Source organism: Nocardia sp. NPDC004123 (assembly GCF_053603795.1).
Genome location: NZ_JBSGGG010000017.1, coordinates 45,705 through 72,560, shown reverse-complemented (window position 1 = coordinate 72,560; position 26,856 = coordinate 45,705). Strand labels below are relative to the sequence as shown.

The 26,856-nt window shown below is 69.1% G+C and carries 26 protein-coding genes; 17 read left to right on the top strand and 9 right to left on the bottom strand.

What is annotated here, in order from left to right; translation table 11 throughout:
- Positions 1–122 precede the first annotated feature (122 nt).
- Complete coding sequence (locus tag ACWEQQ_RS24970) at positions 123–1,073, bottom strand: helix-turn-helix transcriptional regulator (protein WP_452349891.1); 951 nt, start codon at positions 1,071–1,073, stop codon at positions 123–125.
- 97 nt (positions 1,074–1,170) lie between these two features.
- On the opposite strand from ACWEQQ_RS24970, the gene ACWEQQ_RS24965 reads away from it, so the two are divergent.
- Both ACWEQQ_RS24965 and ACWEQQ_RS24960 read left to right on the top strand, forming a co-directional pair.
- Complete coding sequence (locus ACWEQQ_RS24965; protein WP_356998227.1) at positions 1,171–1,575, top strand: VOC family protein; 405 nt, start codon at positions 1,171–1,173, stop codon at positions 1,573–1,575.
- Positions 1,576–1,886: 311 nt separating this feature from the next.
- Complete coding sequence (locus ACWEQQ_RS24960) at positions 1,887–3,086, top strand: DUF4192 domain-containing protein (protein WP_452349890.1); 1,200 nt, start codon at positions 1,887–1,889, stop codon at positions 3,084–3,086.
- 22 nt (positions 3,087–3,108) lie between these two features.
- On the opposite strand, the gene galE is transcribed toward ACWEQQ_RS24960, so the two are convergent.
- Together galE and ACWEQQ_RS24950 are read right to left on the bottom strand one after the other, a co-directional pair.
- Complete coding sequence (gene galE, locus ACWEQQ_RS24955; protein WP_379401582.1) at positions 3,109–4,089, bottom strand: UDP-glucose 4-epimerase GalE; 981 nt, start codon at positions 4,087–4,089, stop codon at positions 3,109–3,111.
- A gap of 3 nt (positions 4,090–4,092) precedes the next feature.
- On the bottom strand, positions 4,093–4,779 hold the full coding sequence (locus ACWEQQ_RS24950; RefSeq protein ID WP_354837046.1) for a metal-dependent transcriptional regulator: 687 nt from the start codon (positions 4,777–4,779) through the stop codon (positions 4,093–4,095).
- Positions 4,780–4,998: 219 nt separating this feature from the next.
- On the opposite strand from ACWEQQ_RS24950, the gene ACWEQQ_RS24945 reads away from it, so the two are divergent.
- From ACWEQQ_RS24945 to ACWEQQ_RS24920, 6 genes are all read left to right on the top strand, one after another.
- Positions 4,999–6,273 (top strand): acetoin utilization protein AcuC, encoded by a 1,275-nt coding sequence (locus tag ACWEQQ_RS24945; protein ID WP_452349889.1) that lies wholly within the window; start codon positions 4,999–5,001, stop codon positions 6,271–6,273.
- Positions 6,266–8,968 (top strand): bifunctional acetate--CoA ligase family protein/GNAT family N-acetyltransferase, encoded by a 2,703-nt coding sequence (locus tag ACWEQQ_RS24940; protein ID WP_452349888.1) that lies wholly within the window; start codon positions 6,266–6,268, stop codon positions 8,966–8,968. Before ACWEQQ_RS24945 ends, ACWEQQ_RS24940 begins: the two co-directional genes overlap by 8 nt.
- A gap of 21 nt (positions 8,969–8,989) precedes the next feature.
- A complete protein-coding gene (gene ppc, locus ACWEQQ_RS24935; RefSeq protein WP_452349887.1) occupies positions 8,990–11,809 on the top strand; it encodes a phosphoenolpyruvate carboxylase in 2,820 nt (939 codons plus the stop codon).
- A gap of 230 nt (positions 11,810–12,039) precedes the next feature.
- The gene (locus tag ACWEQQ_RS24930; protein ID WP_452349886.1) at positions 12,040–12,426 is read left to right on the top strand and encodes a hypothetical protein; all 387 of its coding nucleotides are present in this window, start codon (positions 12,040–12,042) and stop codon (positions 12,424–12,426) included.
- Positions 12,427–12,543: 117 nt separating this feature from the next.
- Positions 12,544–12,900 carry an ArsR/SmtB family transcription factor gene (locus tag ACWEQQ_RS24925; RefSeq protein ID WP_354837038.1) on the top strand — a complete coding sequence of 119 codons (357 nt, stop codon included), beginning with the start codon at positions 12,544–12,546 and terminating at the stop codon, positions 12,898–12,900.
- On the top strand, positions 12,900–13,367 hold the full coding sequence (locus tag ACWEQQ_RS24920) for an SRPBCC family protein (RefSeq protein WP_452349885.1): 468 nt from the start codon (positions 12,900–12,902) through the stop codon (positions 13,365–13,367). Before ACWEQQ_RS24925 ends, ACWEQQ_RS24920 begins: the two co-directional genes overlap by 1 nt.
- 26 nt (positions 13,368–13,393) lie before the next feature.
- On the opposite strand, the gene ACWEQQ_RS24915 is transcribed toward ACWEQQ_RS24920, so the two are convergent.
- Positions 13,394–14,245 carry an SDR family NAD(P)-dependent oxidoreductase gene (locus ACWEQQ_RS24915; RefSeq protein ID WP_452349884.1) on the bottom strand — a complete coding sequence of 284 codons (852 nt, stop codon included), beginning with the start codon at positions 14,243–14,245 and terminating at the stop codon, positions 13,394–13,396.
- A gap of 86 nt (positions 14,246–14,331) precedes the next feature.
- Between ACWEQQ_RS24915 and ACWEQQ_RS24910 the strand changes: the two genes are divergently transcribed.
- The gene (locus tag ACWEQQ_RS24910) at positions 14,332–15,144 is read left to right on the top strand and encodes a helix-turn-helix domain-containing protein (RefSeq protein ID WP_452349883.1); all 813 of its coding nucleotides are present in this window, start codon (positions 14,332–14,334) and stop codon (positions 15,142–15,144) included.
- A 210-nt stretch (positions 15,145–15,354) separates the two neighbouring features.
- Here ACWEQQ_RS24910 and ACWEQQ_RS24905 read toward each other — a convergent pair whose 3' ends face one another.
- Both ACWEQQ_RS24905 and ACWEQQ_RS24900 read right to left on the bottom strand, forming a co-directional pair.
- On the bottom strand, positions 15,355–16,323 hold the full coding sequence (locus tag ACWEQQ_RS24905) for a sigma-70 family RNA polymerase sigma factor (RefSeq protein ID WP_354837030.1): 969 nt from the start codon (positions 16,321–16,323) through the stop codon (positions 15,355–15,357).
- Positions 16,324–16,761: 438 nt separating this feature from the next.
- The gene (locus ACWEQQ_RS24900) at positions 16,762–18,279 is read right to left on the bottom strand and encodes a DUF7782 domain-containing protein (RefSeq protein WP_452349882.1); all 1,518 of its coding nucleotides are present in this window, start codon (positions 18,277–18,279) and stop codon (positions 16,762–16,764) included.
- Between the two features lie 213 nt (positions 18,280–18,492).
- On the opposite strand from ACWEQQ_RS24900, the gene ACWEQQ_RS24895 reads away from it, so the two are divergent.
- From ACWEQQ_RS24895 to ACWEQQ_RS24865, 7 genes are all read left to right on the top strand, one after another.
- Positions 18,493–18,831: a DUF485 domain-containing protein gene (locus ACWEQQ_RS24895; protein ID WP_452349881.1), complete on the top strand. Its 339-nt coding sequence runs from the start codon at positions 18,493–18,495 to the stop codon at positions 18,829–18,831.
- On the top strand, positions 18,828–20,441 hold the full coding sequence (locus tag ACWEQQ_RS24890; protein WP_452349880.1) for a solute symporter family protein: 1,614 nt from the start codon (positions 18,828–18,830) through the stop codon (positions 20,439–20,441). The genes ACWEQQ_RS24895 and ACWEQQ_RS24890 overlap by 4 nt, the downstream gene beginning before the upstream one ends.
- A gap of 274 nt (positions 20,442–20,715) precedes the next feature.
- Entirely contained in the window at positions 20,716–20,985 is a 270-nt protein-coding gene (locus ACWEQQ_RS24885; RefSeq protein WP_364618754.1) for a hypothetical protein, read from the top strand.
- On the top strand, positions 20,982–21,776 hold the full coding sequence (gene atpB / locus ACWEQQ_RS24880) for a F0F1 ATP synthase subunit A (protein ID WP_452340688.1): 795 nt from the start codon (positions 20,982–20,984) through the stop codon (positions 21,774–21,776). Before ACWEQQ_RS24885 ends, atpB begins: the two co-directional genes overlap by 4 nt.
- Before the next feature lie 49 nt (positions 21,777–21,825).
- On the top strand, positions 21,826–22,083 hold the full coding sequence (locus ACWEQQ_RS24875; protein WP_040810042.1) for a F0F1 ATP synthase subunit C: 258 nt from the start codon (positions 21,826–21,828) through the stop codon (positions 22,081–22,083).
- Positions 22,084–22,091: 8 nt separating this feature from the next.
- On the top strand, positions 22,092–22,598 hold the full coding sequence (locus tag ACWEQQ_RS24870) for a F0F1 ATP synthase subunit B (protein ID WP_452349879.1): 507 nt from the start codon (positions 22,092–22,094) through the stop codon (positions 22,596–22,598).
- Positions 22,595–23,170 carry a F0F1 ATP synthase subunit B family protein gene (locus ACWEQQ_RS24865; protein WP_356998204.1) on the top strand — a complete coding sequence of 192 codons (576 nt, stop codon included), beginning with the start codon at positions 22,595–22,597 and terminating at the stop codon, positions 23,168–23,170. The genes ACWEQQ_RS24870 and ACWEQQ_RS24865 overlap by 4 nt, the downstream gene beginning before the upstream one ends.
- Before the next feature lie 84 nt (positions 23,171–23,254).
- On the opposite strand, the gene ACWEQQ_RS24860 is transcribed toward ACWEQQ_RS24865, so the two are convergent.
- Together ACWEQQ_RS24860 and ACWEQQ_RS24855 are read right to left on the bottom strand one after the other, a co-directional pair.
- On the bottom strand, positions 23,255–23,998 hold the full coding sequence (locus ACWEQQ_RS24860) for a VOC family protein (protein WP_452349878.1): 744 nt from the start codon (positions 23,996–23,998) through the stop codon (positions 23,255–23,257).
- A complete protein-coding gene (locus ACWEQQ_RS24855) occupies positions 23,995–24,921 on the bottom strand; it encodes a GlxA family transcriptional regulator (RefSeq protein WP_452349997.1) in 927 nt (308 codons plus the stop codon). Before ACWEQQ_RS24855 ends, ACWEQQ_RS24860 begins: the two co-directional genes overlap by 4 nt.
- A gap of 241 nt (positions 24,922–25,162) precedes the next feature.
- On the opposite strand from ACWEQQ_RS24855, the gene ACWEQQ_RS24850 reads away from it, so the two are divergent.
- Complete coding sequence (locus tag ACWEQQ_RS24850; protein WP_452349996.1) at positions 25,163–26,419, top strand: MFS transporter; 1,257 nt, start codon at positions 25,163–25,165, stop codon at positions 26,417–26,419.
- Here the strand turns inward: ACWEQQ_RS24850 and ACWEQQ_RS24845 are convergent.
- Complete coding sequence (locus ACWEQQ_RS24845; protein WP_452340690.1) at positions 26,416–26,856, bottom strand: DUF3099 domain-containing protein; 441 nt, start codon at positions 26,854–26,856, stop codon at positions 26,416–26,418. The two genes, ACWEQQ_RS24850 and ACWEQQ_RS24845, sit on opposite strands and share 4 nt — an antisense overlap.

The following is a 26,856-nucleotide window of genomic DNA, read 5'->3' as shown; positions in this document are numbered from 1 at the left end:
GGAGGATCCTTTCGGCGCGTTGATGGGGTCGCGCCGAGCGGACTGTAACAGTGAAGAACATCAAATATCGCGAAATCGCTTGTGCTGCAATATGATTCAGTAATTGCATGACCGGCCGTCGCTTACTGCCCGGTAGTCCGGTAGCGCTGTGCCAACTCGGCTCCCAGCCGGGCGAGTTCGGCGCGCACCGACTCCGGCTCGATCACCTCGAGGGCCGCGCCCCAGCCCGCCAGCTGCTGAGCGATCATGAGCGGCGTCGGCGCGGTGACCCGGGCCCGGACCCGCCCGTCGGCGGTCGCGCCGTCCAGAACGCAGTGCCGCCCTTGCTGTTTGCACAGCACCGGCGCGAGCTCGGCTGGGATCAGCACGGTGGCCGAGAGGGCGGAGCGCTGCCGTTCGACCTCCTCGACCACCTCCGACCAGGCCGTCGACAGGTCGAAATCCTCCGGCCGGTGGGCGACCTCGTCGGTGATCGCCAGGGTGGCGATCCGGTCCACGCGGAAGGTCCGCTGCCCGTGCTCGGTTCCGGCCACCAGGTACCAGTTGCCGTCCTTGTCCACCAGGCCCCACGGATCGACCACCCGCTCGGTCCGCCGCCCGGCCCGGTCGTAGGCGAACCGGATCCGGCGGCGGCGCACCACCGCTCGCTGCAACTCGTCCACCAGCGCGGGCGGCCGCTGGTCCGATTCGCCCCAGCGGGCCGGGTCCACCACGATCGCGCCCGCCGCCGCCTCGGCCTCGGTGCGGAAGGGCTGCGGCAAGGCGCGCAACAATTTCCGCAGGGCCGACTTGGTGGCGGGTGTGGCCGTCGCCACCGGGCCCAGCAGCAGGAACAGGGCCTGGGCCTCGGCGGCGGTGAGGCCGCTGAGATCCGTGCGCGCGCCGCCCACCAGGGCCCAGCCGCCGCCGCGTCCGGGCTGCGGGTAGATCGGAATCCCGGTCGTGGACAAGGCCTCCAGGTCCCGGCGCGCGGTGGCCACCGACACCTCGAGCTCGGCCGCGACCTCCGCCGCGGTCACCCGGCCCCGGGCCTGCAGGAACAGCAGGGTCGCCACCAGTCGATCCGCGCGCATATCCGGAATTCTGCCCGGAAAAGTGCTCATTCGGTGAGCACTTTGAGCGCGATGATGGATTCAGATCGAGAACCACCCCCGACCCAGGAGGACGACCATGCTGCGTGGAATGGCCACCGTCAACTACTTCGCCGACGATCTGGAGGCGGCCAAGGACTGGTACAGCGAACTGCTCGGTGTCGCACCGTATTTCACCGTGCCGGGCGGGTACTACGAGTTCCGCATCGGCGACTACCAGGCCGAGCTCGGGATCATCAACAGGAAGTTCGCGCCCTCCCACCCGGATGTCCCGGGCGGCCAGATCGTGAACTGGCACGTCGACGATGTGGCGGCCACCTTCGGGCGGCTGCTCGACATGGGAGCCACCGTCTACGAGCCGATCATCGAACGCGGCGAGGGGACCGGGTTCGTGACGGCCTCGGTGGTGGACCCGTTCGGCAATGTCCTGGGCATCATGTCCAATCCGCACTACCTGGAGATCCTCGGTGAGTCCCGGCCGTGATGAATCGTGCTCGGCATGGCGCGATACTCCTTCCGGCACTGTGCAGGGCACTCCTTCCAGCACTGTGCAGGACCAGTGCCGAGGCGGACTGTAACAGCGTGACCGCGCCCGCTCGGTCAAAATGAAACGAATCCATTTCAAGTTCGGGTCCGGCGGTCCGGGCGCACGGTAGCAGCGGGCACCGACAGCTCGCGGCCGTATCCGCCCGGGGCTCGCCGAGTAGTCCACGGCGCGCCGAAACATCCACAGCCTCAGCGAAACCCGAGGTCGGCCGCCCGGAGCGGTCTGCGGCGCGGCGCACTCTCGACGGCATGAACGCACCCAGCGAGCCCACGCCACCCGTCGAGCCGAAGTCGGCCGTCGAGCCCGAGCCACCCGATCGCCCCGAACCTGCCGCCGACCCGCCCTTCGAAGATCCCGGCGAGCCCGGGGCGCGGCTGCGGGCGCCCGGCGATCTGATCGCGGCCGTCCCGGCCATGCTCGGATTCATGCCCGCACGGTCGCTGGTGGTGACGGTGCTGCGAGCGGATCAGGCGTCGCCGGATATCGCGGCGGTCGAGGTGGTGACCCGCATGGATCTCGACAATCCCGGGCGGAGCGCGATGGGGATGCTGGTCGAGCGGGTCGCGGGCATCTGCGTACGGCACCGGGCCGTCGCGGCGCTGGCCCTCGTCGTCGACGACCGGGCCACGGTGCCGACCCGCAAGCATCGCGGTGTGCGGGCGCGCAAGCACCACGATCTCGTTGCGGCGCTGGAACATCGGCTCGATGTCGACGCCGTGCCGCTGGCGGGGGCCTGGGCGGTGCAGGCCATCGGCGCCGAACTGCCGTGGTGGACGCTGTCCGGACCGTGGTCGCGCGGATTGCAACCGGATCCGGCGGCCTCGATGGTGACGTTGCGGCATGTGCTGGAGGGCCGGCCGCTGCGCGGTTCCCGGCGGGAGCTGACCGATATCCTCGCTGTCGACCCGGCGGCACGCGACGCCACCGCCGCCGCCCTGGAGGTGGCGGTCGCCGCCGCGGCCCGGCGGCCGGCCCGGGTTGTGCAGCACGGCGATCCGCGCCTGCAGCTGCGGCTCGAGGTGTGCCGGGTGCTGCGCTACCTGGAACGCGTCGAGGCCGGTGCCCGGCTCACGCCGGCCGAGGTGGCGGAGGTGGCCGTGGCCCTGCGGGATTCGGCGCTGCGCGACATCATGTTCGGGCTCGCCCCGGGCCCGCGCGCCGACGGTGCGGAGGCGTTGTGGCTGCAGCTGGCGCGGGCGCTGCCGGATCCGGATCGCGCCGAAGCGGCGGCACTGCTGGGCTATTGCGCCTACACGCGCGGGGACGGCCCGCTCGCGGGCGTGGCACTGGACGCCGCGCTGGCCGCCGATCCGAAGCACCGCATGGCGATGCTGCTGGACCTCGGCTTACAGACGGGTCTGCGACCGGAGCGGCTGGGCCGCCTCGCGGACTCCGGCCGGGAGACGGCGGCCGAACTCGGCATCCACCTCGGGCCGGAGCCGCGATGACAATACGGCCGTCGCCGCGGACTCAGCGCGCGCTGTGCGCGCGGTCGCCCAGCGAGCGCAGGAAATCCCAGGCGTCGGAGACGATCTCGTCGAGATCGGTGTGCTCGGGTCGCCAGCCGAGTTCGGCGATGGCCTTGGCGCTGGAGGCGATCAGCACGGCGGGGTCACCGGCACGGCGTGGTGCGTCCACCGAATTGATCGGCAGGCCCGTCACCCGCGCGCACGCCGAAATGACCTCGCGCACCGAGAAACCGGTGCCGCTGCCCAGATTGAAGATGCGGTGCACGCCCGGCTGCGACTGCGCCAGCGCCCGCAGGTGCGCCTGCGCCAGATCGCGAATGTGGATGTAGTCGCGCACCGCGGTGCCGTCCGGCGTCGGGTAGTCGGTGCCGAACACCGAGATCGACTCACGATGACCGAGTGCGGTCTGCAACACCAGGGGGATGAGATGGGTTTCCACCACACGGTTCTCGCCGAGCCCGGCGTACGCGCCGGCCACATTGAAGTAGCGCAGGCTGGTCGCGGCCAGACCGTGCGCCGCCGCGTACGAGGTGATGGCGTAGTCGATGGACAGCTTCGACGCGCCGTAGGGGTTGGTCGGCTGCTTGGGCGCGTCCTCGACGATCGGCACCTGCTCCGGCTCGCCGTACACGGCCGCGGTGGAGGAGAACACCAGCCGCGGGGTGCCCGCGTCGCGCATGGCCTCGAGCAGGGCGAGGGTCTTCACCACATTGCCGTGCCAGTACTTCTCCGGCGCCACCACCGACTCGCCGACCAGCGACTGGGCCGCGAAATGCAGCACACCGTCGAAGGATTCGGCCGCGATGAGCTCGGCGCCCGCGGTGGCGATATCGCCCTCGACGAACTTGGCCCCGGCCGGGACACCGTCGGCGTTGCCGGTGGACAGATCGTCGACGACCACGACCTCGTGGCCGTCCTCGAGCAGAACCTGCGCGCAGACGCCACCGACGTAGCCGGCGCCTCCGGTAACCAGAAGCTTCACGTATCAGACCAACTTCACTTGGACGGCGTGCGCCATCTCGTCGGACAGTTCGAATCCCTCATGGCCGGGCACCGAGATGATCACCGCACCCGGTTTGGTCTCCACGGTCACGCGGGCGTCGGGCACCACGCCCGCCTCCCGGAGCTGATTGATGGTCTCCGGATCGGTCTGGATGTGCTCCGAGAGCCGGCGCACCACCACGGCCTGCGCCTGCCCGGTCGGCAGATCGCTGAGCCGGACCAGCTTCTCGTCGGCGGAGGCATTGGCCTGCAGGCCCAGTTCGTCCAGGCCCGGAATGGGATTGCCGTAGGGGGAGGTGGTGGGGTGGTTGAGCACCTCGACCAGGCGGCGCTCGACCTCCTCGCTCATCACGTGCTCCCAGCGGCACGCCTCGGCGTGCACGTTCTCCCACTCCAGCCCGATGATGTCGACCAGCAATCGCTCGGCGAGCCGGTGCTTGCGCATCACGGCGACCGCCATGGCGCGGCCCTTCTCGGTCAGTTCGAGGTGGCGATCACCGGCGACGGTCAGCAGGCCGTCGCGCTCCATCCGCGCGACCGTCTGGCTCACCGTCGGGCCGCTCTGCTCGAGACGTTCGGCGATGCGCGCGCGCAGCGGCGTGACACCCTCCTCCTCGAGGTCGTAGATGGTACGGAGATACATCTCCGTGGTGTCGACCAGATCCTTCACCTGTTAAACCCCTTCGTCGGCACGAATTCTACCCATGCACGGCGGCTGCACCGGGCGACAGCTTATTTCGCGAACTCATTGTCAACACCCAGGACGGGCAGCGTGTTCCCTGCGGGTTCTCCGTGCGCACACAGCGTCGGCGATACCCTGCCATCCCGGTACGACAGCATTGCGGTGTCCAAAGCCTACGAACTCGTGCGACGCATTAGCGTGGCAGGTATGCCTGGCCGAGTTCGTGGTGACGGAACCCCCATCGGCGACGGAACCGTTGCCGGCGATGGAACCGTCGTCTGGTCCGATCGGTTCCTCGATTACACCTGGACCCCGGAGCATCCCATGCGGCCGGTGCGGCTGCAGTTCACCATGGCGCTCGCCGAGGGGCTCGGACTACTCGACGGAGTGGAGCTGATCACACCCGGGGCGGCCGCGGAATCGGAACTGCTGCGGGTGCACACCCACGACTACATCGAGGCGGTCAAGCACGCTCAGCAACCGCCCGGACCCGTTCCGACCGCACCTCCCTACGGACTCGGCTCGGCCGACAATCCGGTCTTCCCGCACATGCACGAGGCGGCCTCGGTGATCGTGGGCGGCACCCTGGCCGCGGCGCAGGAGATCGCGGCCGGGCGCACCCGGCGGGCGGTGAGCATCGGTGGTGGTATGCATCACGCCATGCCGGCCTCGGCAGCGGGGTTCTGTGTGTACAACGATGTAGCGGTGGCGATTTCGTGGTTGCTGGACAACGGGTTCGACCGCATCGCCTATGTCGATGTGGATGTGCACCACGGTGACGGTGTGCAGCGGGTGTTCTACGGTGACCCGCGCGTGCTGACCATTTCGGTGCATCAGCACCCGGCGACGCTGTGGCCCAACACCGGATGGCCGGAGGAGACGGGCTCGGGTCCGGCCGAGGGGACAGCCATCAATCTGCCCATCATGCCCGGCACCCGGGACCCGTTGTGGCTGCGCGGTTTCCATGCCGTGGTGCCGGGTGCGCTGGCGGCGTTCCGGCCGCAGATCGTGATCAGCCAGTGTGGGGTCGACACCCATCGCGAGGATCCGCTGGCGGATCTGGAACTCACGGTGGACGGTCAGCGCGCCGCCTTCATCGCCATGCGCGATCTGGCCGACCGATATGCGGAGGGCCGCTGGCTGGCGGTCGGCGGCGGCGGGTACGGGCTGATCCGGGTGGTGCCCCGGGCCTGGACCCATCTGCTGGCAACGGCTCTGGACCGCACCATCGATCCCGCCACCCCGACGCCGCTGCAGTGGCGTGAGCAGGTCGGCGCCTACGCGCCCATGGTCGCCGTGCCCGAGAGCATGGGCGACGGCGCGGATATCGGCTTCGCGCGCTGGGACGGCCCCGGGGGCGGCCGCGAAACCGGCGACGAGCGCGCCGACCGCGCCCGCCGGGCTCTCGACATATCCGTATTGGCTACGCGCCGGGCGAGTTTCGGCCTGCTCGGCCTGGATCCGGAGGATCCCCGTGACTGACTCCGCCGCCCCGCCCCTGCCCTCGGACACGCCCGGCACACCCGTGAATCCGCCTCCGCCGCCGGAGCATTGGTTCGCCGACGTGCTGGCCTCCGACGGTGGCGTGGTGGGATTGCGGCCGATCACCCCCGACGACGCGGAGGCGCTGGAGCGTTTCCACGAGGGGTTGTCGGACCGCACCCGGTATCTGCGGTACTTCGGTCCGTACCCGCGCATGACGCCGAAGGATCTGTACCGGACCACGCACGTCGACTATCGGGACCGGGTCGGGCTGGTGACCGAGCTCGGCGACGAGATCATCGCGGTGGGCCGCTACGAGTACCTGGCCGATCGGCCGGGACCCCGTGCGGCCGAGGTGGCCTTCGTGGTCGCCGACGGCCATCAGGGGCGTGGGCTGGGTTCGATTCTGCTCGAGCATCTGGCGGGCGCGGCGGCCGAGAACGATTTCGAGACCTTCGTGGCCGAGGTGCTGGCCGAGAACAATGCCATGGTGCAGGTGTTCCGGGACGCCGGATATCAGGTGCAGCGCAGCCGCGACGGGTCGGTGCTGCATCTGGAGTTCGCCATCGACCCCACCGAGGCGCTGCTGTCGGTGCGGGATTCGCGGGAGCGAGCCTCGGAGGCGCGCAGTGTCGGGAACCTGTTGTCGCCCAAGTCCATCGCGGTGATCGGGGCCACCCCGTCGACCAGCCGGGTGGGTGGCGCGGTGCTGGCCAACCTGCTGTCGGGGGCCTACCAGGGGCCGGTGTTCCCGGTGAACCGCAATCGCACGGCCGTGCGCGGGGTGCGGGCGTATCCGACGGTGCGCGACATTCCCGACGAGGTCGATCTGGCGGTGATCGCGGTGCCCGCCACCGAGATCGGGTCGGTACTCGACGATTGCATGGCCAAGGGCGTCAAGGGGCTGGTGGTGTTGACCGCCGGATTCTCCGAGACCGGTCCGTACGGCTATCAGGCCGAGCGGGAGCTGGTCGACGCCGCGCGGGCGCACGGTATGCGGGTGGTGGGGCCGAGCGCGCTCGGTATCGCCAATACCGATCCGCGGATCGCCCTGAACGCCACCCTCGCACCGGTGCTGCCCGGGCGCGGGCGCATCGGATTCTTCTGTCAGTCCGGACCGTTGGGCGCGGCCATTCTCGGTGAGGCGGCGGCGCGGCAGCTGGGACTGTCCACCTTCGTCTCCGCCGGCAACCGCGCCGACGTCTCCGGCAACGACCTGCTCCAGTACTGGGACAGCGATCCGGACACCGATGTGGTGCTGCTGTACCTGGAGACCTTCGGCAATCCGCGCAAGTTCTCCCGCATCGCGCGGCGGGTCGCGCACACCAAACCCATTGTGGCCGTGAACAGCGGCCGCAATGCCGCACGGGTGGAGGGGGACCGGGACCTGGACCGGTCGCTGGTGCGTAATCTGTTCGCGCAGGCCGGGATCATCCAGGTCGATTCCATCACCGAGCTTTTCGACTGCGCCATGCTGCTGGCCTATCAGCCGCTGCCGGCCGGGCCGCGCCTGGCGGTGATCGGCAACAGCGCCGCGCTGAGCTGGCTGGCGGTCGACGCGGCACGCGGGGAGGGACTCGAGGTCGATGAGCCCACCGACCTCGGGCCGCAGGCGAGTCCGGCGGACTACCTGACCGCGGTCGCCGCGGCGGTCACCGACCGGGCGGTGGACGCGGTCATCGTCATCTATTCGCCGCCGGTGCCGGCGGCGGTCGCCTCCTTTGCCGAGGCCATTCGCTCCGGCGCCCAATCCGATCCCGCCACACCGGTTCTCACCACCTTCGTCGCCGATCAGGGCATGCCCAACCTGCTCGCCACGCGCGGGCTGGGCGGAATTCTCGAGCGCGGTTCCATTCCCTCCTACGGGGATCCGGAACGGGCCGCGCGGGCGCTGGCCCGGGCGCGCCGCTACGCCGACTGGCGTACCCGACCGCTGTCGCCGGTGGTCCGTCCGGGCGGCGTCGACACCGCGCGGGCACGGGAACTGGTGGCGGAGTGGATGAACGCGGACTCGGCGCACTGGCTCACCGACCTGCAGGCCGCGGAACTGCTGGGCTGCTACGGAATTCGCGTGGTGGAGTTCCGGGAGGTGCTCGATGCGGACGCCGCGGTGGACGCGGCCGAAGAGCTGGGTTTTCCGGTGGCGGCCAAGGCGACCGGCGAAATGTGGCGCAATCGGCCGGATCTCACCGGGGTGCGGCTGGATCTGTGGCGCCCGGACGCGGTGCGGCGCGCGTTCACCGACCTGCGCGAGATCTCGGGCAATCCGGTACACATTCAGCGCATGGCGACCAAGGGCGTGGGCTGTACCTTCCGGGTGCAGGACGACCCGTCGTTCGGCTCGGTCATCAGTTTCGGGCTCTCGGGCACCATCATCGATCTGCTCGGCGACCGCGTCTACCGGGCGCTGCCGCTGACCGAGGCGGAGTCGGCCGAACTCATCGACGCGCCCCGCGCCGCCCCGCTGCTGTCGGGCACCGTGGGCGGCCGCGATATCGGCAAACCGGTGGACAAGGGCGCGCTGGCCGAACTGGCGCAACGGATCTCGGCGCTGTGCGACGACCTGCCGGAGGTGCGGGAGCTGCAATGCGAACCGGTACTGGCCTCGCCGGAGGGCGCGGCCGTGCTGTACGGACGGGTGCGGATCGGGCCGGAACCCAACAGGTTCGACATCGGTCCGCGCCGGATGGGTTGAGCAGCCGCCCCGACCCCGACTATGACAAGGACGAGCGGCCCGGGACACCAGAAGCAGTGCTTCGGAGAGGTGAACGTAGTGCAGGCAAACCAGATCGAGACAGCGACCGCGCCACTGCGCGACGACATCCGGTTCCTCGGCGGGATCCTCGGTGACACCATTCGCGACCACGAGGGTGCGGAGATCTTCGACCTGATCGAGCGGGTCCGGGTGGAGGCCTTCCGGATTCGCCGCTCCGAGGTGGAGCGCAGCGCGGTGGCAGACATGCTGCGCGATGTCGACATCCGCACCGCCATCCCGGTGATCCGCGCCTTCAGCCACTTCCTGCTGCTGGCCAATCTGGCCGAGGACCTGCAGCGGGATCGGCGGCGTGCGGTGCACGAGGCGGCGGGGGAGCCGCCCCAGGATTCCAGCCTGGCCGCCACCTACCGCAAGCTCGACGCCACCGGACCGGACGGGGACATGGTGGCAGACCTGCTCACCGACGCCCTGGTGTCGCCGGTCATCACCGCGCATCCGACCGAGACCCGGCGCCGCACCATCTTCGATGTGCAGGCCCGGATCACCGAGCTCATGCGGCAGCGGCAGCGCTACAACAAATACGAGCCGGAGTTCGCCGAGCTCGAGGTCGACATCCGCCGGCAGGTACTGCAGCTGTGGCGGGCGGCGCTGATCCGGCTGGCGCGCCTGCGGATTCAGGACGAGATCGAGGTCGGGCTGCGCTACTACGACCTGACGCTGTTCGATGTCATCCCGCGCATCAACGATCAGGTGCGGGCCGCGCTGCGATCGCGGTGGCCCGGACACGAACTGCTGGCGCGCCCGATCCTGCGGCCCGGCTCGTGGATCGGCGGCGACCGGGACGGCAATCCCTTCGTCACCGCCGACGTGGTGCAGCGGGCCACCCACCGCGCGGGTGCGGTCGCCTTCGACCGGTACCTGAAATCGCTGCTGGAACTGGAGAAGACGCTGTCGCAGTCGGCGCGACTGGTGCCGGTGACCCCGGAGCTGTCGGCTCTCGCCGACGCCGGATTCGACGATTCACCGCAGCGCGCCGACGAGCCGTACCGCCGTGCCGTTCGCGGTATCCGTGCGCGGCTGAGCGCCACCGCGTGCCGGGCGCTGGGGGAGATCCCCACGGACGGTATCGATGTCGGCGCGCAACCGTACGCCGGGCCCGCCGAGCTGCTGGCCGATCTGGGCGTGGTCGACGCCTCCATGCGCGCATCCGGCGACGGGCTGCTGGCCGATGACCAGCTGGCCACGCTGCGGGCCGCGGTGCAGACCTTCGGGTTTCATCTGCAGGGCCTGGACATGCGCCAGAATTCCGAAACCCACGAGCAGGTCGTGGCCGAGCTGTTCGCCTGGGCCGGAGTGCATTCCGATTACGCCTCCCTCGACGAGGCGCGGCGGGTCGAGCTGCTGTCCGCCGAATTGACCACGCGCCGGCCGCTGGTCGGACCGAACGCGGCGCTGAGCGAGCTCGCCGCCAAGGAACTCGGAGTGGTGCGCGCCGCCAGGGCCGCGCTCGACGATCTGGGCCCGGACACCGTGCCCAACTACATCATCAGCATGTGCACCTCGGTGAGCGACATACTCGAAGCCGCCCTGCTCCTGAAGGAGGCGGGCATTCTCGATCCGGGCGACGCGGACACTCCACCGTCCAGTCCGGTCGGGGTGGTGCCGCTGTTCGAGACCATCGACGACCTGCGCGACGGCGCCGAAATCCTCGGCGCCGCACTGGAAGTGCCCGCCTATCAGCGGCTGGTGGCCGCGCGCGGCATGCAGCAGGAGGTCATGCTCGGGTACTCCGACTCCAACAAGGACGGCGGGTACCTGGCTGCCAACTGGGCGCTGTATCGCGCCGAGCTGAACCTGGTGGAGGTGGCCCGCAAGACCGGAATCCGCCTGCGGCTCTTCCACGGTCGCGGCGGCACCGTCGGCCGCGGCGGCGGCCGCAGCTACGACGCCATCCTGGCCCAGCCCGCCGGTGCGGTGCGCGGTGCGCTGCGCCTGACCGAGCAGGGCGAGGTCATCTCCACCAAGTATGCCGATCCCGGCACCGCCTACCGCAATCTGGAGGCGCTCGTCGCGGGCACCCTGGAGTCCACCCTGCTCGATGTCGAGGGCCTGGGCGCGGATGCCGAACCCGCCTACGAAATGCTGGACGAGCTGGCCGAATCGGCCCGCGCGGCGTACTCGAAGCTGGTCCACGAGACCCCCGGTTTCGTCGACTACTTCCGGGCCTCCACCCCGATCGCGGAGGTCGCCGACCTGAACCTGGGCAGCCGCCCCGCCTCCCGCAAGCCCACAAACTCCGTCTACGACCTGCGTGCCATCCCGTGGGTCATGGCCTGGAGCCAGTCCCGCGTCATGCTCCCCGGCTGGTACGGCACCGGCACCGCGTTCGAACAGTGGATCGGCGACGACCCGGCCCGCCTGGCCACCCTCTCCGACCTCTACCGCCGCTGGCCCTTCTTCCGCACCGTCCTGTCCAATCTGGCCCAGGTGATGGCCAAGGCGGACATGGACATCGCCGCCTCCTACGCCGGCCTGGTCCCCGATAAAGCCTTGCGCGACACCGTCTTCCACATGATCTGCGACGAGTTCACCCGTACCGCCCGCATGCACGCCGCCATCACCGGCACCGACGAACTCCTCGCCGACAACCCGGCCCTGGCCGAGTCCATCCACAACCGTTTCCCGTACCTCGAACCCCTCAACCAGCTCCAGGTCGAACTGCTACGCCGCCGCCGGGCCGGCGACACCTCCGAACTGGTCGAGCGTGGCATCCTGCTCACGATGAACGGACTGGCCACCGCACTCCGCAACTCCGGCTAGCCGCACTCGGCCCCGACTCGGCTGCCCCCGAAGGGACTCGGCTGCCCCGGAAAGCGTGGGCAGCCCAGATAAGTGGAATCTCGATATTTCACACTCTGCGAACGTTAGTGTTCGTCGACCCCGTCGGCGGGGTCGACGAACAGGAGTTTCAAATGCGTGTGAGTAGAACGCTCCGTCGCCGAATCGGCTGGGGTGCAACGAGTTTGATGGCCGGGGCTGCTGTGGTCGCAATGACCGCGGCGACCGCTTCGGCGGACGGCCTGCTGCAGATGAAGATCATCCCGCCCTCCGGTGGCTTCGTGGTCGGCGCGACCGCGGGCATCCAGGCGATGGCCGGTGGTTCGCTGTTCCCGACCGCGAGCTCGCGGGTGATCTTCCGCGACAACGGGGTTTGCTTCTATGCCTTCTATCCCGGGATGGACGAGGCCGGGTTCGGCGCCGAGTGGACGCCGACGACCGCGGGCACTCACACGGTCACGCTCTCGCAGGGTTCGGATTCGGTGACGCAGACCGTGGCGGTCGCTCCGGCGCCCGCCGGTGCCCCGGTCCCGACTCCCTCGACCACGGGTTGCGGCGGTGGTGGCGGCAGCATCGGCACCGGCAGTCTCGGGTTCTGAGCTCCGTCGTTTCGTTTCGATGGCCACGGTGTCCGACTCCGTGGCCGTCTTTCGGTCAATTGGGTAGGAGTAATCCTACGGTTGACGGGTAGGTGATTTCCTACCTATCGTGTGGTCATGCCCTACCGCTTGAAGTCCGGGACCGCCGATCGGGTGTTCGGGGCGCTGGCCAATCCCACCCGGCGCGACATTCTCGAGCTGCTGCTCGAGGGAGAGCAGTCGGTGCAGGTGATCGCGGAGCGCTTCGATATGGCGCGGCCCAGTGTGTCGGAGCATTTGAAGGTGCTGCGGGATGCGGGGCTGGTGGCCGAGGACAAGCGCGGCAGGCAGCGGTTCTACCGGGTGGAACCCGAACCGTTGCACGACTTGCAGTCCTGGCTCGATCCGTTCGAACGGTTCTGGCGGGCCCGGCTGCGCGACCTGGGCGCGGTGCTGGATGCCATGCCCGACGATCCCGAGGAGAAGGACCGATGATGACCGACGACATCACCACGATCGAACTCGATCACTACTACCCGCATCCGCCGGAGAAGGTGTGGCGCGCGCTCACCACGCCGGAACTCATGGGGCAGTGGATGATGCGGCCCATCGGTTTCGAACCGGTGGTGGGCACGGTCTTCGAGATGAGGACCCAGCCGATGCCAGGTCAGAACTTTTCCGGCGAGATTCGCGGCGAGGTGCTGGAAGTCGTTGCGCCGCAGCTGCTCAGCGTCAGCTGGAACGACGCGAAGTCCGATCGGGACAGTGGCTGGGTGATCAGCTGGACCCTGCGGCCGGAGGGGCGCGGCACCCGAATCCTGTTCAGCCACCGTGGTTTCGATCCGGAGGATCCGGTCATGCAGCGGGCGCGCAGCATCATGGGCGGCGGCTGGAAGGGCATGCTGGACCGGCTGGAGTCCGTCCTCGCGGACGCCGAGCCGGTCCGGCAGACCCCGGAGTAGGCCCGGGAACGGCCGGGGCGGGGACGTCAGGCCGTGAAGGAGTCGGTGTGGTCGCGCACCCAGTCGGCGTAGCCGCGCGGCGCGCGGCCGAGCACCCGCTCGACATCGCCGGTGATGATGGCGTTCGCGCCCGCGGCCACGTAGGCCTGACCGGCCAGTGCGCCGGCCGCGAATTCCTCGGACATGCCCGCCCCCAGCATGAACTCGCGTGCCGCGTCGTGCGGGATATCGGTGACCTCGATCGGGCTGCCGAGCGCGGCGGCGAGGACGTCGGCCTGCTCGCGCGTGGTCAGCCAGGCCGGGCCGGTGAGCGTGAGCACCCGGCCCGAATGCGCGTCGGAGAGCAGCGCTTCCACCGCCACCGCCGCGACATCACGCGGATCGACCACGCCCTGCGCGCCGGTGCCGGTCATATTCGGCACCGGCTGCCCCGCCTTGATCGCTGCGCTCCAGCTCAGGGTGTTCGACGCGAAACTGCTGGGCCGCAGGATGGTCCACGCCACGCCGCTGTCCCGGACCGCCCGCTCGCCGGGCGCGTGCCAGGTGCCGACCCGGCCCAGATCGGGGTCGCCGGTGCCGATGGCGGACAGCTTCACCAGGCGCTGGACGCCGGCGTCGCGGGCCGCCTCGATCAGCGCGCGATCCAGTTCGACATAGTCGGGTCCGAGCAGCCCGACCAGGAATGCGGCTTCGGCCCCGCTGAAGGCCGCGGCCATCGACGCGGTGTCGGCGTAGTCGCCGCGCACCACCTCGACGCCGTCGGGGACCTGGGCGCTCTCCGGATTCCGGGTCACCGCGCGCACTTTCACCCCGCGCGCCGCCAGCTGCCGGACGACTTCACTTCCGATGGTGCCCGTGGCACCGGTGATAACGATCATGGGAATCACCCTGCCGACCCACCCCCGTCCGGCTATAGGAAAAACCGGCACACCCGTGACCGCCGAAGCTGCCTAGAGTTGATCGGGTGACCACTGCGCAAACCCTGGCTCCCGTCGTGACCGCCGAGGATCTCGAACGCCGCCTGACCCCGCCTGCCGCGCTGCGTCCGTGGATCACCGAGATCGCCTGCATTCCGACCGTCCACCCCGGGTCCGCCGCCTTCACCCACATTCCCCAGGCGGTCACCTCGATCGTGCTGCGCACCGAGGAATCCGGCAGCCGGGACGCGTGGGTGCTGGGCCCGCGCACCCGCGCCACCTACTCCAGCCCGGACACGGCCGCGGGCTGCACCCGAATCCGCCTGGCTCCCGGTGCGTCCCAGTCCCTGCTGGGCATCGCGGCCGCCGAGCTGACCGACCGGATCGCCGTGCTGTCGGACCTGCCCGGCCCGGTCGCCGATCTGGCCGACCGGCTGCTCGAGCTCGATCCCGACGAGGTCGCCCCCTTCCTGGAAGCCGTGCTCCCGCACCGCCTCTCGGAGGATTCGGTTCGCCGCGACCACCGCCGGCTACTGGATTCGGCGGTCGCCGCCATGGACACCGCCGGCCCGGTCACCGCGCTGGCCGCGGACCTGGCCGTCTCCGAACGCCAGCTGCGCAATCTGTTCGCCGCCGGAATCGGCGTGTCGCCCAAGCACTATGCCCGCATCACCCGGGTTCGTCAGGTCCTGGCCGCCGCGGGCAATACGCCGTGGTCACACGTGGCCACGGCCTCCGGCTACTACGACCAATCCCATATGACCGCAGACTTCCGCTCCCTCATGGGCGTTCCGCCCACCGCCTACTTCCGCGGCGATATCCCGGCCCCCAGCCCCTGCCAATCCCTGACCCGGCTCTGACCCTGGGCCGCAGGGGTGCGGACGCCGCTGCCCGGCAACCACATTCGCATCGGAGGACCCGGCGCATGGAAACGCCGGCCGACTCTGCGCGCCCGGAGGGGACGTTCGGGCAGCGGAATCGGCCGGCGGGAGTCGGGCCAGCGCCTCGAAAGTGGCCCGACGATCGGAGAGTGCGGAGCCGGGCAGGGGGACCGGCTCCGCGGGTGTGAACTAGCTGGCGTAGGCGCGCAGGCGGTCGGCGCGCTCGCCCTTGCGGAGCTTGGACATGACCTCGCGCTCGATCTGGCGGACGCGCTCGCGGGACAGGCCGAAGAGCTTGCCGATCTGGTCGAGGGTGCGCGGCTGGCCGTCGTCGAGGCCGTAGCGCAGGCGGATGACCTGCTGTTCGCGCTCGTCGAGGGTGGCCAGCACGCTGCGCACGTCGCGGTGCAGCAGACCGGCGATGACGGCGCTCTCGGCGGAGGTGGCCTCGGAGTCCTCGATGAAGTCGCCCAGCGGGGCCTCTTCGTCATTGCCGACCGGCATGTCCAGGGATACCGGGTCGCGGCTGTGGTCGAGCAGGTCGGCGATCTTGTCGACCGGGATGCCCGACTCGTTGGCCAGTTCCGCGTCGGTGGCCTCCCGCCCGAGCTGCTGGTGCAGTTCCCGCTTGATGCGGGCCAGCTTGTTCACCTGCTCGACCAGGTGGACGGGGAGGCGGATGGTGCGGGACTGGTCGGCCATGCCACGGGTGATGGCCTGGCGGATCCACCAGGTGGCGTAAGTCGAGAACTTGAAGCCCTTGGTGTAATCGAACTTCTCCATGGCGCGGATGAGACCCAGGTTGCCCTCCTGGATCAGGTCCAGCAGCGGCATGCCACGACCGGTGTAGCGCTTGGCGAGGGAGACCACGAGGCGGAGGTTCGCTTCCAGCAGGTGCTGGCGGGCGGCCTGACCCTCGCGAACCAGGATCGCCAGATCCTTCTTCTTCGCGGCGGACAGACGCTTGCTCGTCTCCAGCAGGTGCTGAGCGTAGAGGCCCGCCTCGATGCGCTTGGCCAGCTCGACCTCGTCGGCCGCCGTCAGCAGCGCCGTCTTACCGATCCCGTTCAGGTACACACGTACCAGGTCGGCGGCGGGGCTCTGGGCGTCGAGGTCTTGTTCGCTGGTGCGCACGTCAGTGGTGGCGGGGCTTGTCATGACTTGCCTCCTGTCGGTGGTGTCTCGCTCCGTTCAACGGACCCGACTTCAGGAAAGTTCCCCGCCAGACCACCGGTAAACCGCGCTTGATCTGCGGTTTTTACGGCGCACGGCTGAGAAGTTCCTGAGAAGCGCGCATCGCCGGGAACACGCGCCACCGGCGGACGACCCTCGGTGACCGGGTGGTTGCCCACCGCCGCGCCCGAACTTCCTGACGCGACAAGCGAATACGTGTGTACGGGCCTTGCCCGGACGTCGTGATTCGAGCACGTAGTTGAACGAATCGCGGCTCGGGCGCATTCCCGCGGCCGCCCGGATCGGTATCTGGGCGACATGTGATCGTGACGGACCTCACCGCCCGTCAGCGGCGGTTTCCAGCGGAAATACCGACGGCCGCCGGGGCAGACCCGGCGGCCGTCGGCGGGGGAGAGCCCTCGCTCAGCGCGGGTGGACGAGACCGTGCCGGACCAGTCCGGCCACCACGGTCATCGCCGCGCTCTCGAAGTCGGGGGTCGCGGCGTCGCCGGTTTCGCTGAAGGCCAGCAGTTCGAGGAGTTCGCGCAGGGGGAGGCCGTCGGGGCGCATCCCGGCCAGCAGCGCGGCGGTGGTGTCGTCGACCTCGTGCTGCCAGCGCGGGCCGTCGCCGCGGTGCAGCCGCGCCACCGCCTGCGTCCAGCCCGCGTCGCCGGGGAGATAGACGCGTTCGAGCGCGGTGGCCGGATCGACCTGGTAGCGCGAGTCGAGGATGAGGTCGGGATCGGCGGCCGCGGCGCGCAGCCAGGCCGAGCGCTCGAAGTAGGCGATGGCCTCGGGGCCGAGCGGGTCGTCGAAGCTGTGGGTCAGATCCTCGGCGAGCAGTTCGGTCGGGCCGTCGGTGGCGCGCAGGTAGACGAAACCGAAGCCGATGCCCTCGACGTCGGCCTCACGGAAGGCGTCGAGCCAGCGTTCGGCGCGGGCCTGGGCGGCGCCCTCGCGCGGATCCAACCCGGCGTCGCGCAGCCAGGTACCGACATAGAGGGCCGGATCGGCGATGTCGCGCTGCACGATCCAGGCGTCGATACCATGGTCGGGCAGCCAGCTCGCGACGCGGCTGCGCCAGTCCTGGCCGTCGAGGTGCACCCAGGAGGCGAGCAGTGCCGCGGTGCCGCCCGGGTTCAGCAGGTCCGGGATGCCGGAGATGACAAGTTCGCTCGCGCCGTCGAGGGCGAGGCCGGAGTCGCGGTAGGTGTGCTCGACGCGGGCCGGGCCCACCACGAACGGGGGATTGGCCACCACCTGGTCGAAGCGGCGGCCGGCCACCGGTTCGAACCAGGAGCCTTCCAGCAGTTCGATATCGAGGTCGTTGAGCGCCGCGGTGGCCCCGGCCAGCCAGAGGGCGCGCTTGTTCACGTCGGTGCCGGTGACGGTGCGGCCGTAGGCGGCGGCGTGCACGGCCTGCACGCCGCAGCCGGTGCCCAGATCCAGGACGGTGCCGACCGGGCGGGTCGGGGTGGCGCGCAGCAGCGACAGCGAGGCATGGCCGACGCCGAGCACGTGGTCGGCGTCGAGGCTGCGGCGGCGCATGGAGTCGTCGAGGTCGGATAGCACCCAGCGGGTGCCCTCGCCGAGATCGAGGGGACGCAGATCCAGGGCGGCGCGGACCTCGTCGCCGTCGCGCTCCAGCAGCCCCGCCGCGGTGGCGCGGTCGATGCTCACCGGCGAAAGGGCCGCTGCCGCTTCACGTTCGGGGACCGGATCGCCGAGCAGCAGCAGGCGCACCAGGGTGCCGAGCTCGCCGAGATCGGCGGCGGCGCGGCGGACGGGGACCGGTTCGCCGCGGCCGAGGGCGGCGTGGGCGGCGTCGCCCAGCGCCTCGAGCAGGGTGTCCGCGTCGTAGCGGACGCGGGTCAGCGCCGCGCGTAGGTCGGGCGCGAGGTCGGCGAGCAGGGACGAGGTGGTCGTCTGATCCGTCGGCATGACATCGAACTCTGCCACCGCTACCGATGGGCATCCGGCGGCGGGCCCGGTTCGCCCGATCGGATCGCGGGGAAACCGGTTGGTAGCTGGCCGCCGGACGCCATTAATTTCGGCTCACTTATCGATGAATTTGCGATCTCACCTGCGGTTATTCGACCCGCTCGCGACCACCTTCGTTGCTACTGTGACCGGGATCACCAGGAGGTATCGCAGTTGACAACTGAATCCAAGACCGGCCGTCCGGATCTCGAATGGACCGAGGTCTACGACAGCCCCGAGTTCCAGCGCCTGCGGCATCGCTTCCGGCGCTTCGTCTTCCCCATGACCGCTCTGTTCCTGGCCTGGTACGCGCTGTACGTGCTGCTCGCCGACTACGCGCACGACTTCATGTCGCACAAGGTGGGCGGGAACATCACCGTCGGGCTGATCTTCGGCCTGCTGCAGTTCCTTTCCACCTTCGTCATCACCGGTCTCTACGTGCGTTACGCCGACCGCACCCTCGACCCGATGGCCGAGCAGATCCGCGCCGAACTGGAAGGACCGACCCGATGACCGTGGATCTGGCAGCGGCCGTGGAGGGCAGCCGGCCCGGGCTCAACATCACCATCTTCGCGATCTTCGTGGTCATCACGCTGGGCATCGTGGTATGGGCCAGCCGCGACAACCGCACGGCTGCAGACTATTACGCCGCCGGGCGCGCCTTCTCCGGGCCGCAGAACGGCATCGCCATCTCCGGCGACTATCTGTCGGCCGCCAGCTTCCTGGGCATCGCCGGGGCCATCGCGGTATACGGCTACGACGGCTTCCTCTATTCCATCGGGTTCCTGGTGGCCTGGCTGCTGGCGCTGCTGCTGGTCGCCGAGTTACTCCGCAATACCGGCAAATTCACCCTCGGTGATGTGCTGGCCTTCCGGATGCGGCAGCGGCCGGTGCGGGCGGCGGCGGCCACCTCCACGCTGGCGGTGAGCCTGTTCTATCTGCTCGCGCAGATGGCCGGAGCGGGCGTGCTGATCTCGCTGCTGCTGGGCGTATCCGGCTCGGCGGGGCAGAATCTGGTGATCGCCGTCGTCGGCGCGATCATGATCGTCTACGTGCTCGTCGGCGGCATGAAGGGCACCACCTGGGTGCAGATCGTCAAGGCGGTGCTGCTGATCGGCGCGGCCGCGGCCATGACGGTGTGGGTGCTGGGGCGCTACGACTTCAACTTCTCGAGCCTGCTGCACGATGCGGTGAACCATGGCGGCAAGACCGGTGCGAAGCTGCTCGAGCCGGGCTTCAAGTACGGCAAGAACGGCACCAGCAAGCTCGACTTCCTTTCCCTGGCACTGGCTCTTGTGCTGGGGACGGCCGGGCTGCCGCACGTGCTGATGCGGTTCTACACGGTGCCGACGGCCAAGGAGGCGCGCCGGTCGGTGGTGTGGGCGATCGGCCTGATCGGGGTCTTCTATCTGTTCACGCTGGTGCTCGGGTACGGCGCGGGCGCGCTGGTGGGGCCGGAGAAGATCGCCAAGGCGCCGGGCAAGGAGAACGCGGCCGCGCCGCTGCTGGCCCTGGAACTGGGTGGGCCGGTGCTGCTGGGATTCGTTGCGGCCGTGGCGTTCGCGACGATTCTGGCGGTGGTCGCGGGCCTGACCATCACGGCGTCGGCGTCCTTCGCCCATGACGTGTACGCCAATGTCATCAAGCGCGGGAACGGCGACAGCCGGGACGGCGAGGTGCGGGTCGCGCGGATCACCGCGGTGGTGATCGGGGCGCTGGCCATCGTGGGCGGCATTCTGGCAAAGAATCAGAATGTGGCGTTCCTGGTGGCGCTGGCCTTCGCGGTGGCGGCCTCGGCAAACCTACCGACCATTCTGTATTCGTTGTGCTGGCGGCGCTTCAACACCGCCGGCGCACTGTGGAGCATCTATGGCGGACTGGCCGTCACGATCGTGTTGATCGTGTTCTCGCCGGCGGTCTCCGGAGCGCCCACCGCCATGATCAAATCCCATGACTTCCACTGGTTCCCGCTCGCCAACCCGGGGTTGGTGTCCATCCCGGTTTCGTTCGCTCTGGGCTGGCTGGGAACCGTGCTGTCGAGGGAACGTGACGACGCCAAGTACGCCGAGATGCAGGTGCGGTCGCTGACCGGCACCGGAGCGGAAAAGGCTGTGCAACACTGATGTCCGAATAAAGTGGCGGAAAGTTCGCTGAAAAGCGTTTCAGAATTTCAAGATCAACAATTTGAAGATCAAAAATACTGCCCCGCAACGAGGTTGGGCTGTGTATGCTATTGATCATGCACGGCCCCACTACGAGGTGGGATGACGGCGAGGCGGTGTCGTATTGGACCTCAACAGGCTACGGATGCGTAGGGCGAGTGCTATTGCAATCGCTTTCGGCGTACTGGCATTGATGGTCACAGGGGCGTTCGATCGATTGTTGCTGGGTGTTTTCATGGCCACCGGGCTGACGCTCGGCTGGGTGAACGCCCGGCTTACCTGGATGTCCATCGTCCGTATCACGGATGCGGAAACACCCAGCAAACAGAAATTGGCGCTGTCCTCGGCGTCGCGGCTGCTCATTCTGACCGCTTTGTCGATTGTGGTGGCATTCCTGACCCGGCCCTACGGCGTCGGAATCTTCTTCGGGCTGGCGGCCTTTCAGCTGATTCTGGTACTCCATACCGCTCTGCCCGAGGTGAAAGGGCTTCGACAGCAGTCATGAGCATTCCCGTCGCTTCCCTCGCCCATTCGTCGGCGCCGGCGCTGCTGGCCGCCGAGGATTCCTCGGGGGAGTCCAAGATCCATGTCGGCGACCACGCCCAGGCGCATCTGCTGGGCATGACCTTCAATGTGGACACCATCGTGTCCACGGGGGTGGCCGCGCTGATCGTACTGGCCCTGGCCTTCTACCTGCGGGTGAAGATCACCTCCGGGGTGCCCAACGGGGTGCAGCTGTTCTTCGAGACCGTCACGGTCCAGATGCGCAGCCAGGTGGAGACGGCCATCGGCATGAGGGTCGCGCCGTTCGTGCTGCCGCTGGCGGTCACGCTGTTCACCTTCATCCTGCTCTCGAACTGGTTGTCCGTCTTGCCCGTTCAGTACGGTTCGGGGGAATTGATCGCGCCGCCGGCGTCCGATTTCAATTTCACGCTGTCGCTCGCGTTGTTCGTGTTCCTGCTCTATCACGCCGCGGGCGCGTGGCGGCGCGGCCCGGGCGGGCACGTGAAACAGTTGCTGAAGGGCCACACCGGCTGGGGCCCCATGGTTTTCATCAATGTGGTCGAGGAAATCGCCAAACCGCTGTCGCTCTCGTTGCGACTTTTCGGCAACATGTTCGCGGGCGGCGTCATGGTTTCGGTGATCACGTTGTTCCCCTTCTGGATCAGCTGGGGACCGAATGCCATCTGGAAGGTCTTCGACCTGTTCGTCGGAGCCATTCAGGCATTCATCTTCGCCCTGCTGACCATCCTCTACTTCAGCCAGTCGATGTCGCTGGAGAGTGAAAACCACTGAGCGGCTTCAGCTGTTCAGCGCTATAACCCTTTGTCAAAGGAAGTGAAAAATGGCAGACCCAGCAACCGCGAGTATCGTCCAGGGCGCTCTCATCGGCGGCGGCATCATTCTGGCGGGCGGTGCCATCGGCGCGGGTATCGGTGACGGTCTGGCCGGCGCCGCTCTGATCAACGGCGTCACCCGGCAGCCGGAGGCGGAGGGCCGCCTGCGCGTGAACTTCTTCCTGACCGTGGGTCTGGTCGAAGCGGCATACTTCATCAATCTAGCGTTCATGGCATTGTTCGTATTCGCTACTCCCGGTAAGTAGACGTCATCATGTCTCCCAGAACGGATGTGGAGGCCGCCGGGAACTTCCTGGTTCCCAACGGCACCTTCTTCGCTGAGTTATTGATCTTCCTGATCGTGCTCGGAGTCATCTGGTTCTTCGTGGTTCCGCCGATACGAAAGGTGCTGGCGGAGCGGGAGGCACGCGTCGAGGTCACGACGGCGACCGCCAAGGAAGCCAGCGAAACCTTCGCCGAAGCCGAGGCGCGCTACGAGTCCGCGCTCGAGAAAGCCCGTACGGAAGCGGCCGACATCCGCAACCAGGCCCGGGCCCAAGGGCGCGCGATCCTCGAGGAAATGCGCGGCGAGGCACAGAAAGAGGCCGACCAGATCGTGGCCGAGTCCACGGCGCACCTCCGCGCCGAGGCCGACCAGGTCGCCGCCGAACTACGCGAAGCCGTCGAACCACTCGCTCAGGACCTGGCCGCCCGGGTCCTGGGCGGGAACGATCGTGCCCGGACCAGCGCGGGCCAGCAGAGAGGACGGGGGTCTGCATGATCCTCACCGATACCCATCTCGCCGAGGGTATTTACAACATCACCTTCGATTGGCCCGTCTTCTTCAGCCAGCTGTTCGGCTTCGCTGTCATCGTGTGGTTCTTCGTGAAATACGTTGTGCCACCCGTGAAGAGGATCATGAACAACGCTCAGGACCAGATCCGGCGGCAACTCGAGGAGAGCGAGGCGGCGGCGCAGCGACTGGCCACCGCCAAGGCTGCCTACGACAATGCCGTCGCCGAGGCACAGGCCGAGCTCGACCGCATGCGCGAAGAGGCCCGGGCCGACGCCGACCGCATCATCCAGCAGATGCGTGAGGCCGCCGCGGCCGAGGTGGAGCGGGTGCGCAAGCAGGGCCGCGATCAGATCCTGCAGTACCGCAGGCAGATGATCCGTGACCTGGAGCAGGATCTGGCCGCCGCCATGCTCGCTCTCACCGAGGAGAAGGTGCGCGAGCAGATCGGTTCGCCCCAGGCACGGGCCGACAGCATCGAGAAGTTCCTCGAGGATCTCGAGGCGCTGGCCAACTCCGGCGAAGCGGCACGCCGCCAGCCGCAGACCGAGCGCAAGTAGCAGGACCGGCTACGTCGAAGCCCCTGCGTGCTTCCCGGCTCCGAGGAGCCTCGAAGCACGCGGGGGCTTCGACGATCCCGCGCCTCAGGCCGGCCGGCGGCCGGTCAGGCAGTAGGGCTGGCCGGCGGGGTCCGTCATGACGATCCAGTGCTTGCCGAGTTCGGCGCGGTGTGCGCCCAGCCGCTCGTGCCAGGTCGCCGTGGCCTCGATATCGGTGCAGGCGATATCCGGGTGCGCCGACGTGGGTCGGTCATCGCCGAGGCGTTGCAGCAGCAGGTCGATCGGAAGGCCGGGACGCGCGGAGAGGCGGGCGAATTCCGGCAGGGTGCTGGGGCGCCAGGACCATTCGGTCAGGTCGGTCCAGAAGCGGGCCTCGGTCTCGTAGTCGCTCGCGCCGATGTCGAGGCAGATCTGGTCGAGCCGGCTGCGGTCGCCGGCGGGTCCGGTCACGGTCGGGGTGAGCGGGCCCGCGGAATCGCGGAAAGGTGTGAAGCAGAAGGGCATTCCGGCGGGAGAGTGCAGGACGGCGTAGCCGATGCGCGAAGTGAGGATGTAGTCCGCGGCGAGGGTGGCGCCCAGCTGCTGGGCGCGCTCGGTGGCCGCGCCGACATCGTCGACATCGAGGTCCAGATGCACGCGCGCGGGGCCCTCGATCGCCTGCATCTTGACCGTCGCGGCCCCGGAATCCGGTAGCAGCGTGACGAATTCGTCGCGTTCGCCCCGTGGCGCCGAGAGCTCGGTGCCGGTGACCGTGGTCCAGAACCGGGCGCTGTCGTCGAATTGTGCGGCGGGACGGTCCAGGAAGGCCCACATCCAGCGAATCGTCATGCTGTCTCCAGGGTTTCGCGCTTGCGGAAGGTCTTGCGGTAGGTCAGCGGCGGCACGCCCAGCGCCAGGCGCATGTGGTGGCGCAGCGAGGCGGAGGTGCCCATGCCCGCGCTGCGCGCCACCTCGTCGACGGTCAGGTCGGTGGTCTCCAGCAGGTGTCGGGCGCGCCGGACCCGTTGCTGCAGGATCCACGCCCCCGGCGCCATGCCGGTTTCGGCCTTGAACCGGCGGGTGAAGGTGCGCACGCTCATATGAGCATGCGCGGCAAGGGAGTTCAGGTCCAGCTCCCGGTCCAGGCGGTCCAGTGCCCAGCGGCGGGTCGGCGCGGTGCCCTCGCTGCCCGACTCCGGGACCTGCCGCTCGATGAACTGCGACTGCCCGCCGTCACGCCAGGGCGGCACCACGCAGTAGCGGGCCGCGCCATTGGCGGCGGCGCTGCCGTGATCGGTGCGGATCAGATCCAGGCACAGGTCGATGCCGGCTGCCAATCCCGCTGAGGACCAGACGTTTCCGTCCTGCACGAACAGCAGGTTCTCGTCGAGGAGAACCTTCGGGTAGAGCGCGCGGAACCGGTCGGCGAACTGCCAGTGGGTGGTGGCGCGGCGGCCGTCCAGCAGGCCCGCCGCGCCGAGCACGAACGCGCCGGTGCAGATGGAGACGATGCGGGCGTCCGGCCGGATGGTGGCCAGCGCCGCGGCCACCCGGGGCGGCAGCGTGCCCTCCTGCCGCGGCTGGGTGATGCGGGTGCCGGGCACGATCACGGTGTCGGCCCGGGCCAGCAGCTCGGGGCCGAATTCCGGGATGACGGTGTATCCACCGGTGGCGACCACACCGCCGGTGTCGACGCCGCAGGTGTGCACCTCGTAGAGCGGGTTGCCGTCCTCGTCGACGGCGGCGCCGAGCACCACGGGCGGGATCGACATGTCGAAGCCGACGGTCGGTTCCAGGACGAGGACGGCGACCAGATGGGGTGTCGGCACGATGCTCCTCTCGTGATGGCTGGATCTTGACGCATTGTGTCATTCTGGCCACTCGTGGCGGAAGGGCTTTTCGGTCACCCTCGATCGGGTGAGCGAACTGAAGGACGATCTCGGCCGGGAATCATCGGGTGGCACAGCCCCGTTGCACGCCGGCGCGGACGGCTCGGCCACGAGCGGCACACCGCTGCCCGACGCACCCGCGACCAGGCGGCCGGGGCCGCATCCGGCGTGGATCGTGGCGGTGGTGGGCTTCATCGCGCTGCTGGGCGCGGCCGGCTTCCGCTCGGTGCCCGGTGTGCTCATGGACCCGCTGCACGAGGAGTTCGGCTGGTCGCACGGCACCATCGGCGCGGCGGTGTCGGTGAATGTGCTGCTGTACGGCCTGATCTCGCCGTTCGCGGCGGCGCTCATGGATCGCTTCGGTATTCGCCGGGTGGTGGCGTGCGCGCTGGTGCTGATCGCGGCGGGCAGCGGACTGACGGTGTTCATGACCCGGCCGTGGCAGCTCATGGCGACCTGGGGCCTGCTGGTGGGCGTCGGCGTGGGCTCGATGTCCATGCCGTTCGTGGCCACCATCACCGGGCGCTGGTTCGTGAAGCATCGCGGCCTGGTGACCGGCGTGCTCACCGCCGCGGGCGCGACCGGGCAGCTGGTCTTCCTGCCGCTGATCGCGAGCCTGGCCCGCGATCACGGTTGGCGCACACCGTCTCTCGTGGTGTCGGCGACGGCGCTGGCGGTGGTGCCGCTGGTGCTGCTGTTCATCCGCGACTTCCCCAGCGACGCCGGGGTGCGGGCCTACGGCGCCGAGCCGGACAGCGGGGTCGGAGTGCGCACCTCGGCGCCGGGCGGCGCGGCCCGCGCGGTGACGGTGCTGGCGACCATCGTCCGCAAGCCCGTGTTCTGGCTGCTGGCAGGCGGTTTCGCCATCTGCGGGGCATCCACCAACGGCCTGGTCGGCACCCACTTCGTGAGCGCCGCCCACGATCACGGCATGCCCGCCACCACCGCGGCCGGATTGCTGGCGACGGTGGGCATCTTCGATGTCGCCGGCACCATCGCCTCGGGCTGGCTCACCGACCGCGTGGACTCCCGCTACCTGCTGGTCGCCTACTACTCGCTGCGCGGCATCTCACTGCTGTTCCTGCCGATCCTCTTCGGACCCGACGTACACCCCAGCATGTGGGCCTTCATCATCTTCTACGGCCTCGACTGGATCGCCACCGTCCCGCCCACGGTCGCCCTGTGCCGCGCCCACTTCGGCGCGGACGGACCCGTCGCCTTCGGCTGGGTCTTCGCCTCCCACCAGATCGGCGCCGCCCTGGCCGCTTTCGGCGCGGGCGTCATCCGCGACGTGCAGGGCAGCTACACCTTGGCCTGGTTCATCGCGGGCGGGTTGTGCGGGCTGGCGGCCCTGCTGTCAGCGGGGATACGTCCGCGCTAACCGTCGATTGCCCGGTGCGGCCGTGATTCCAGCGCTGTCTGATCGCGTCGTCCGTCCCAGCGGCTGGGCTCGTCCTTGGTGCGGGGCGGGCGGTCGTTGGCGATGAGGACCGCGATCCACGGCAGCGGGACGGAGACGCCGATGATCAGCAGCGAGAGCCACCAGCTGTGCCACACGCTGTAGGCGACGGCCGCGCCGATCAGGCACGGGATGCGCAACGACATGATGGTGATGTACCGCCGCACCCGGTCGCGATGCTGCTGCTCGAGCGAGGTCGCGGCCTCGGTGATCAGCGCCGGATGCTGCTTCTCCTCGCCCGGGAAGTAGCCCTGCGACTGGCGCAGTGGTTTCGGGATGGAACCGGCGGGATGGAACTCGACGTCCGGGCGATCCTCACCGCTCATGCCGTCGGCCTGGGATTCGCCGTCACGCTGCAT

Coding starts and splice junctions, on each gene's coding strand:
- ACWEQQ_RS24970 (WP_452349891.1), bottom strand. CDS start 1,073: ATGCGCGCGGATCGACTGGTGGCGACCCTGCTGTTCCTGCAGGCCCGG.
- ACWEQQ_RS24965 (WP_356998227.1), top strand. CDS start 1,171: ATGCTGCGTGGAATGGCCACCGTCAACTACTTCGCCGACGATCTGGAG.
- ACWEQQ_RS24960 (WP_452349890.1), top strand. CDS start 1,887: ATGAACGCACCCAGCGAGCCCACGCCACCCGTCGAGCCGAAGTCGGCC.
- ACWEQQ_RS24945 (WP_452349889.1), top strand. CDS start 4,999: ATGCCTGGCCGAGTTCGTGGTGACGGAACCCCCATCGGCGACGGAACC.
- ppc (WP_452349887.1), top strand. CDS start 8,990: ATGACAAGGACGAGCGGCCCGGGACACCAGAAGCAGTGCTTCGGAGAG.
- ACWEQQ_RS24930 (WP_452349886.1), top strand. CDS start 12,040: ATGACCGCGGCGACCGCTTCGGCGGACGGCCTGCTGCAGATGAAGATC.
- ACWEQQ_RS24925 (WP_354837038.1), top strand. CDS start 12,544: ATGCCCTACCGCTTGAAGTCCGGGACCGCCGATCGGGTGTTCGGGGCG.
- ACWEQQ_RS24920 (WP_452349885.1), top strand. CDS start 12,900: ATGACCGACGACATCACCACGATCGAACTCGATCACTACTACCCGCAT.
- ACWEQQ_RS24915 (WP_452349884.1), bottom strand. CDS start 14,245: ATGATCGTTATCACCGGTGCCACGGGCACCATCGGAAGTGAAGTCGTC.
- ACWEQQ_RS24905 (WP_354837030.1), bottom strand. CDS start 16,323: ATGACAAGCCCCGCCACCACTGACGTGCGCACCAGCGAACAAGACCTC.
- ACWEQQ_RS24900 (WP_452349882.1), bottom strand. CDS start 18,279: ATGCCGACGGATCAGACGACCACCTCGTCCCTGCTCGCCGACCTCGCG.
- ACWEQQ_RS24890 (WP_452349880.1), top strand. CDS start 18,828: ATGACCGTGGATCTGGCAGCGGCCGTGGAGGGCAGCCGGCCCGGGCTC.
- ACWEQQ_RS24885 (WP_364618754.1), top strand. CDS start 20,716: ATGGCCACCGGGCTGACGCTCGGCTGGGTGAACGCCCGGCTTACCTGG.
- atpB (WP_452340688.1), top strand. CDS start 20,982: ATGAGCATTCCCGTCGCTTCCCTCGCCCATTCGTCGGCGCCGGCGCTG.
- ACWEQQ_RS24875 (WP_040810042.1), top strand. CDS start 21,826: ATGGCAGACCCAGCAACCGCGAGTATCGTCCAGGGCGCTCTCATCGGC.
- ACWEQQ_RS24870 (WP_452349879.1), top strand. CDS start 22,092: ATGTCTCCCAGAACGGATGTGGAGGCCGCCGGGAACTTCCTGGTTCCC.
- ACWEQQ_RS24865 (WP_356998204.1), top strand. CDS start 22,595: ATGATCCTCACCGATACCCATCTCGCCGAGGGTATTTACAACATCACC.
- ACWEQQ_RS24860 (WP_452349878.1), bottom strand. CDS start 23,998: ATGACGATTCGCTGGATGTGGGCCTTCCTGGACCGTCCCGCCGCACAA.
- ACWEQQ_RS24855 (WP_452349997.1), bottom strand. CDS start 24,921: ATGTCGATCCCGCCCGTGGTGCTCGGCGCCGCCGTCGACGAGGACGGC.
- ACWEQQ_RS24845 (WP_452340690.1), bottom strand. CDS start 26,856: ATGCAGCGTGACGGCGAATCCCAGGCCGACGGCATGAGCGGTGAGGAT.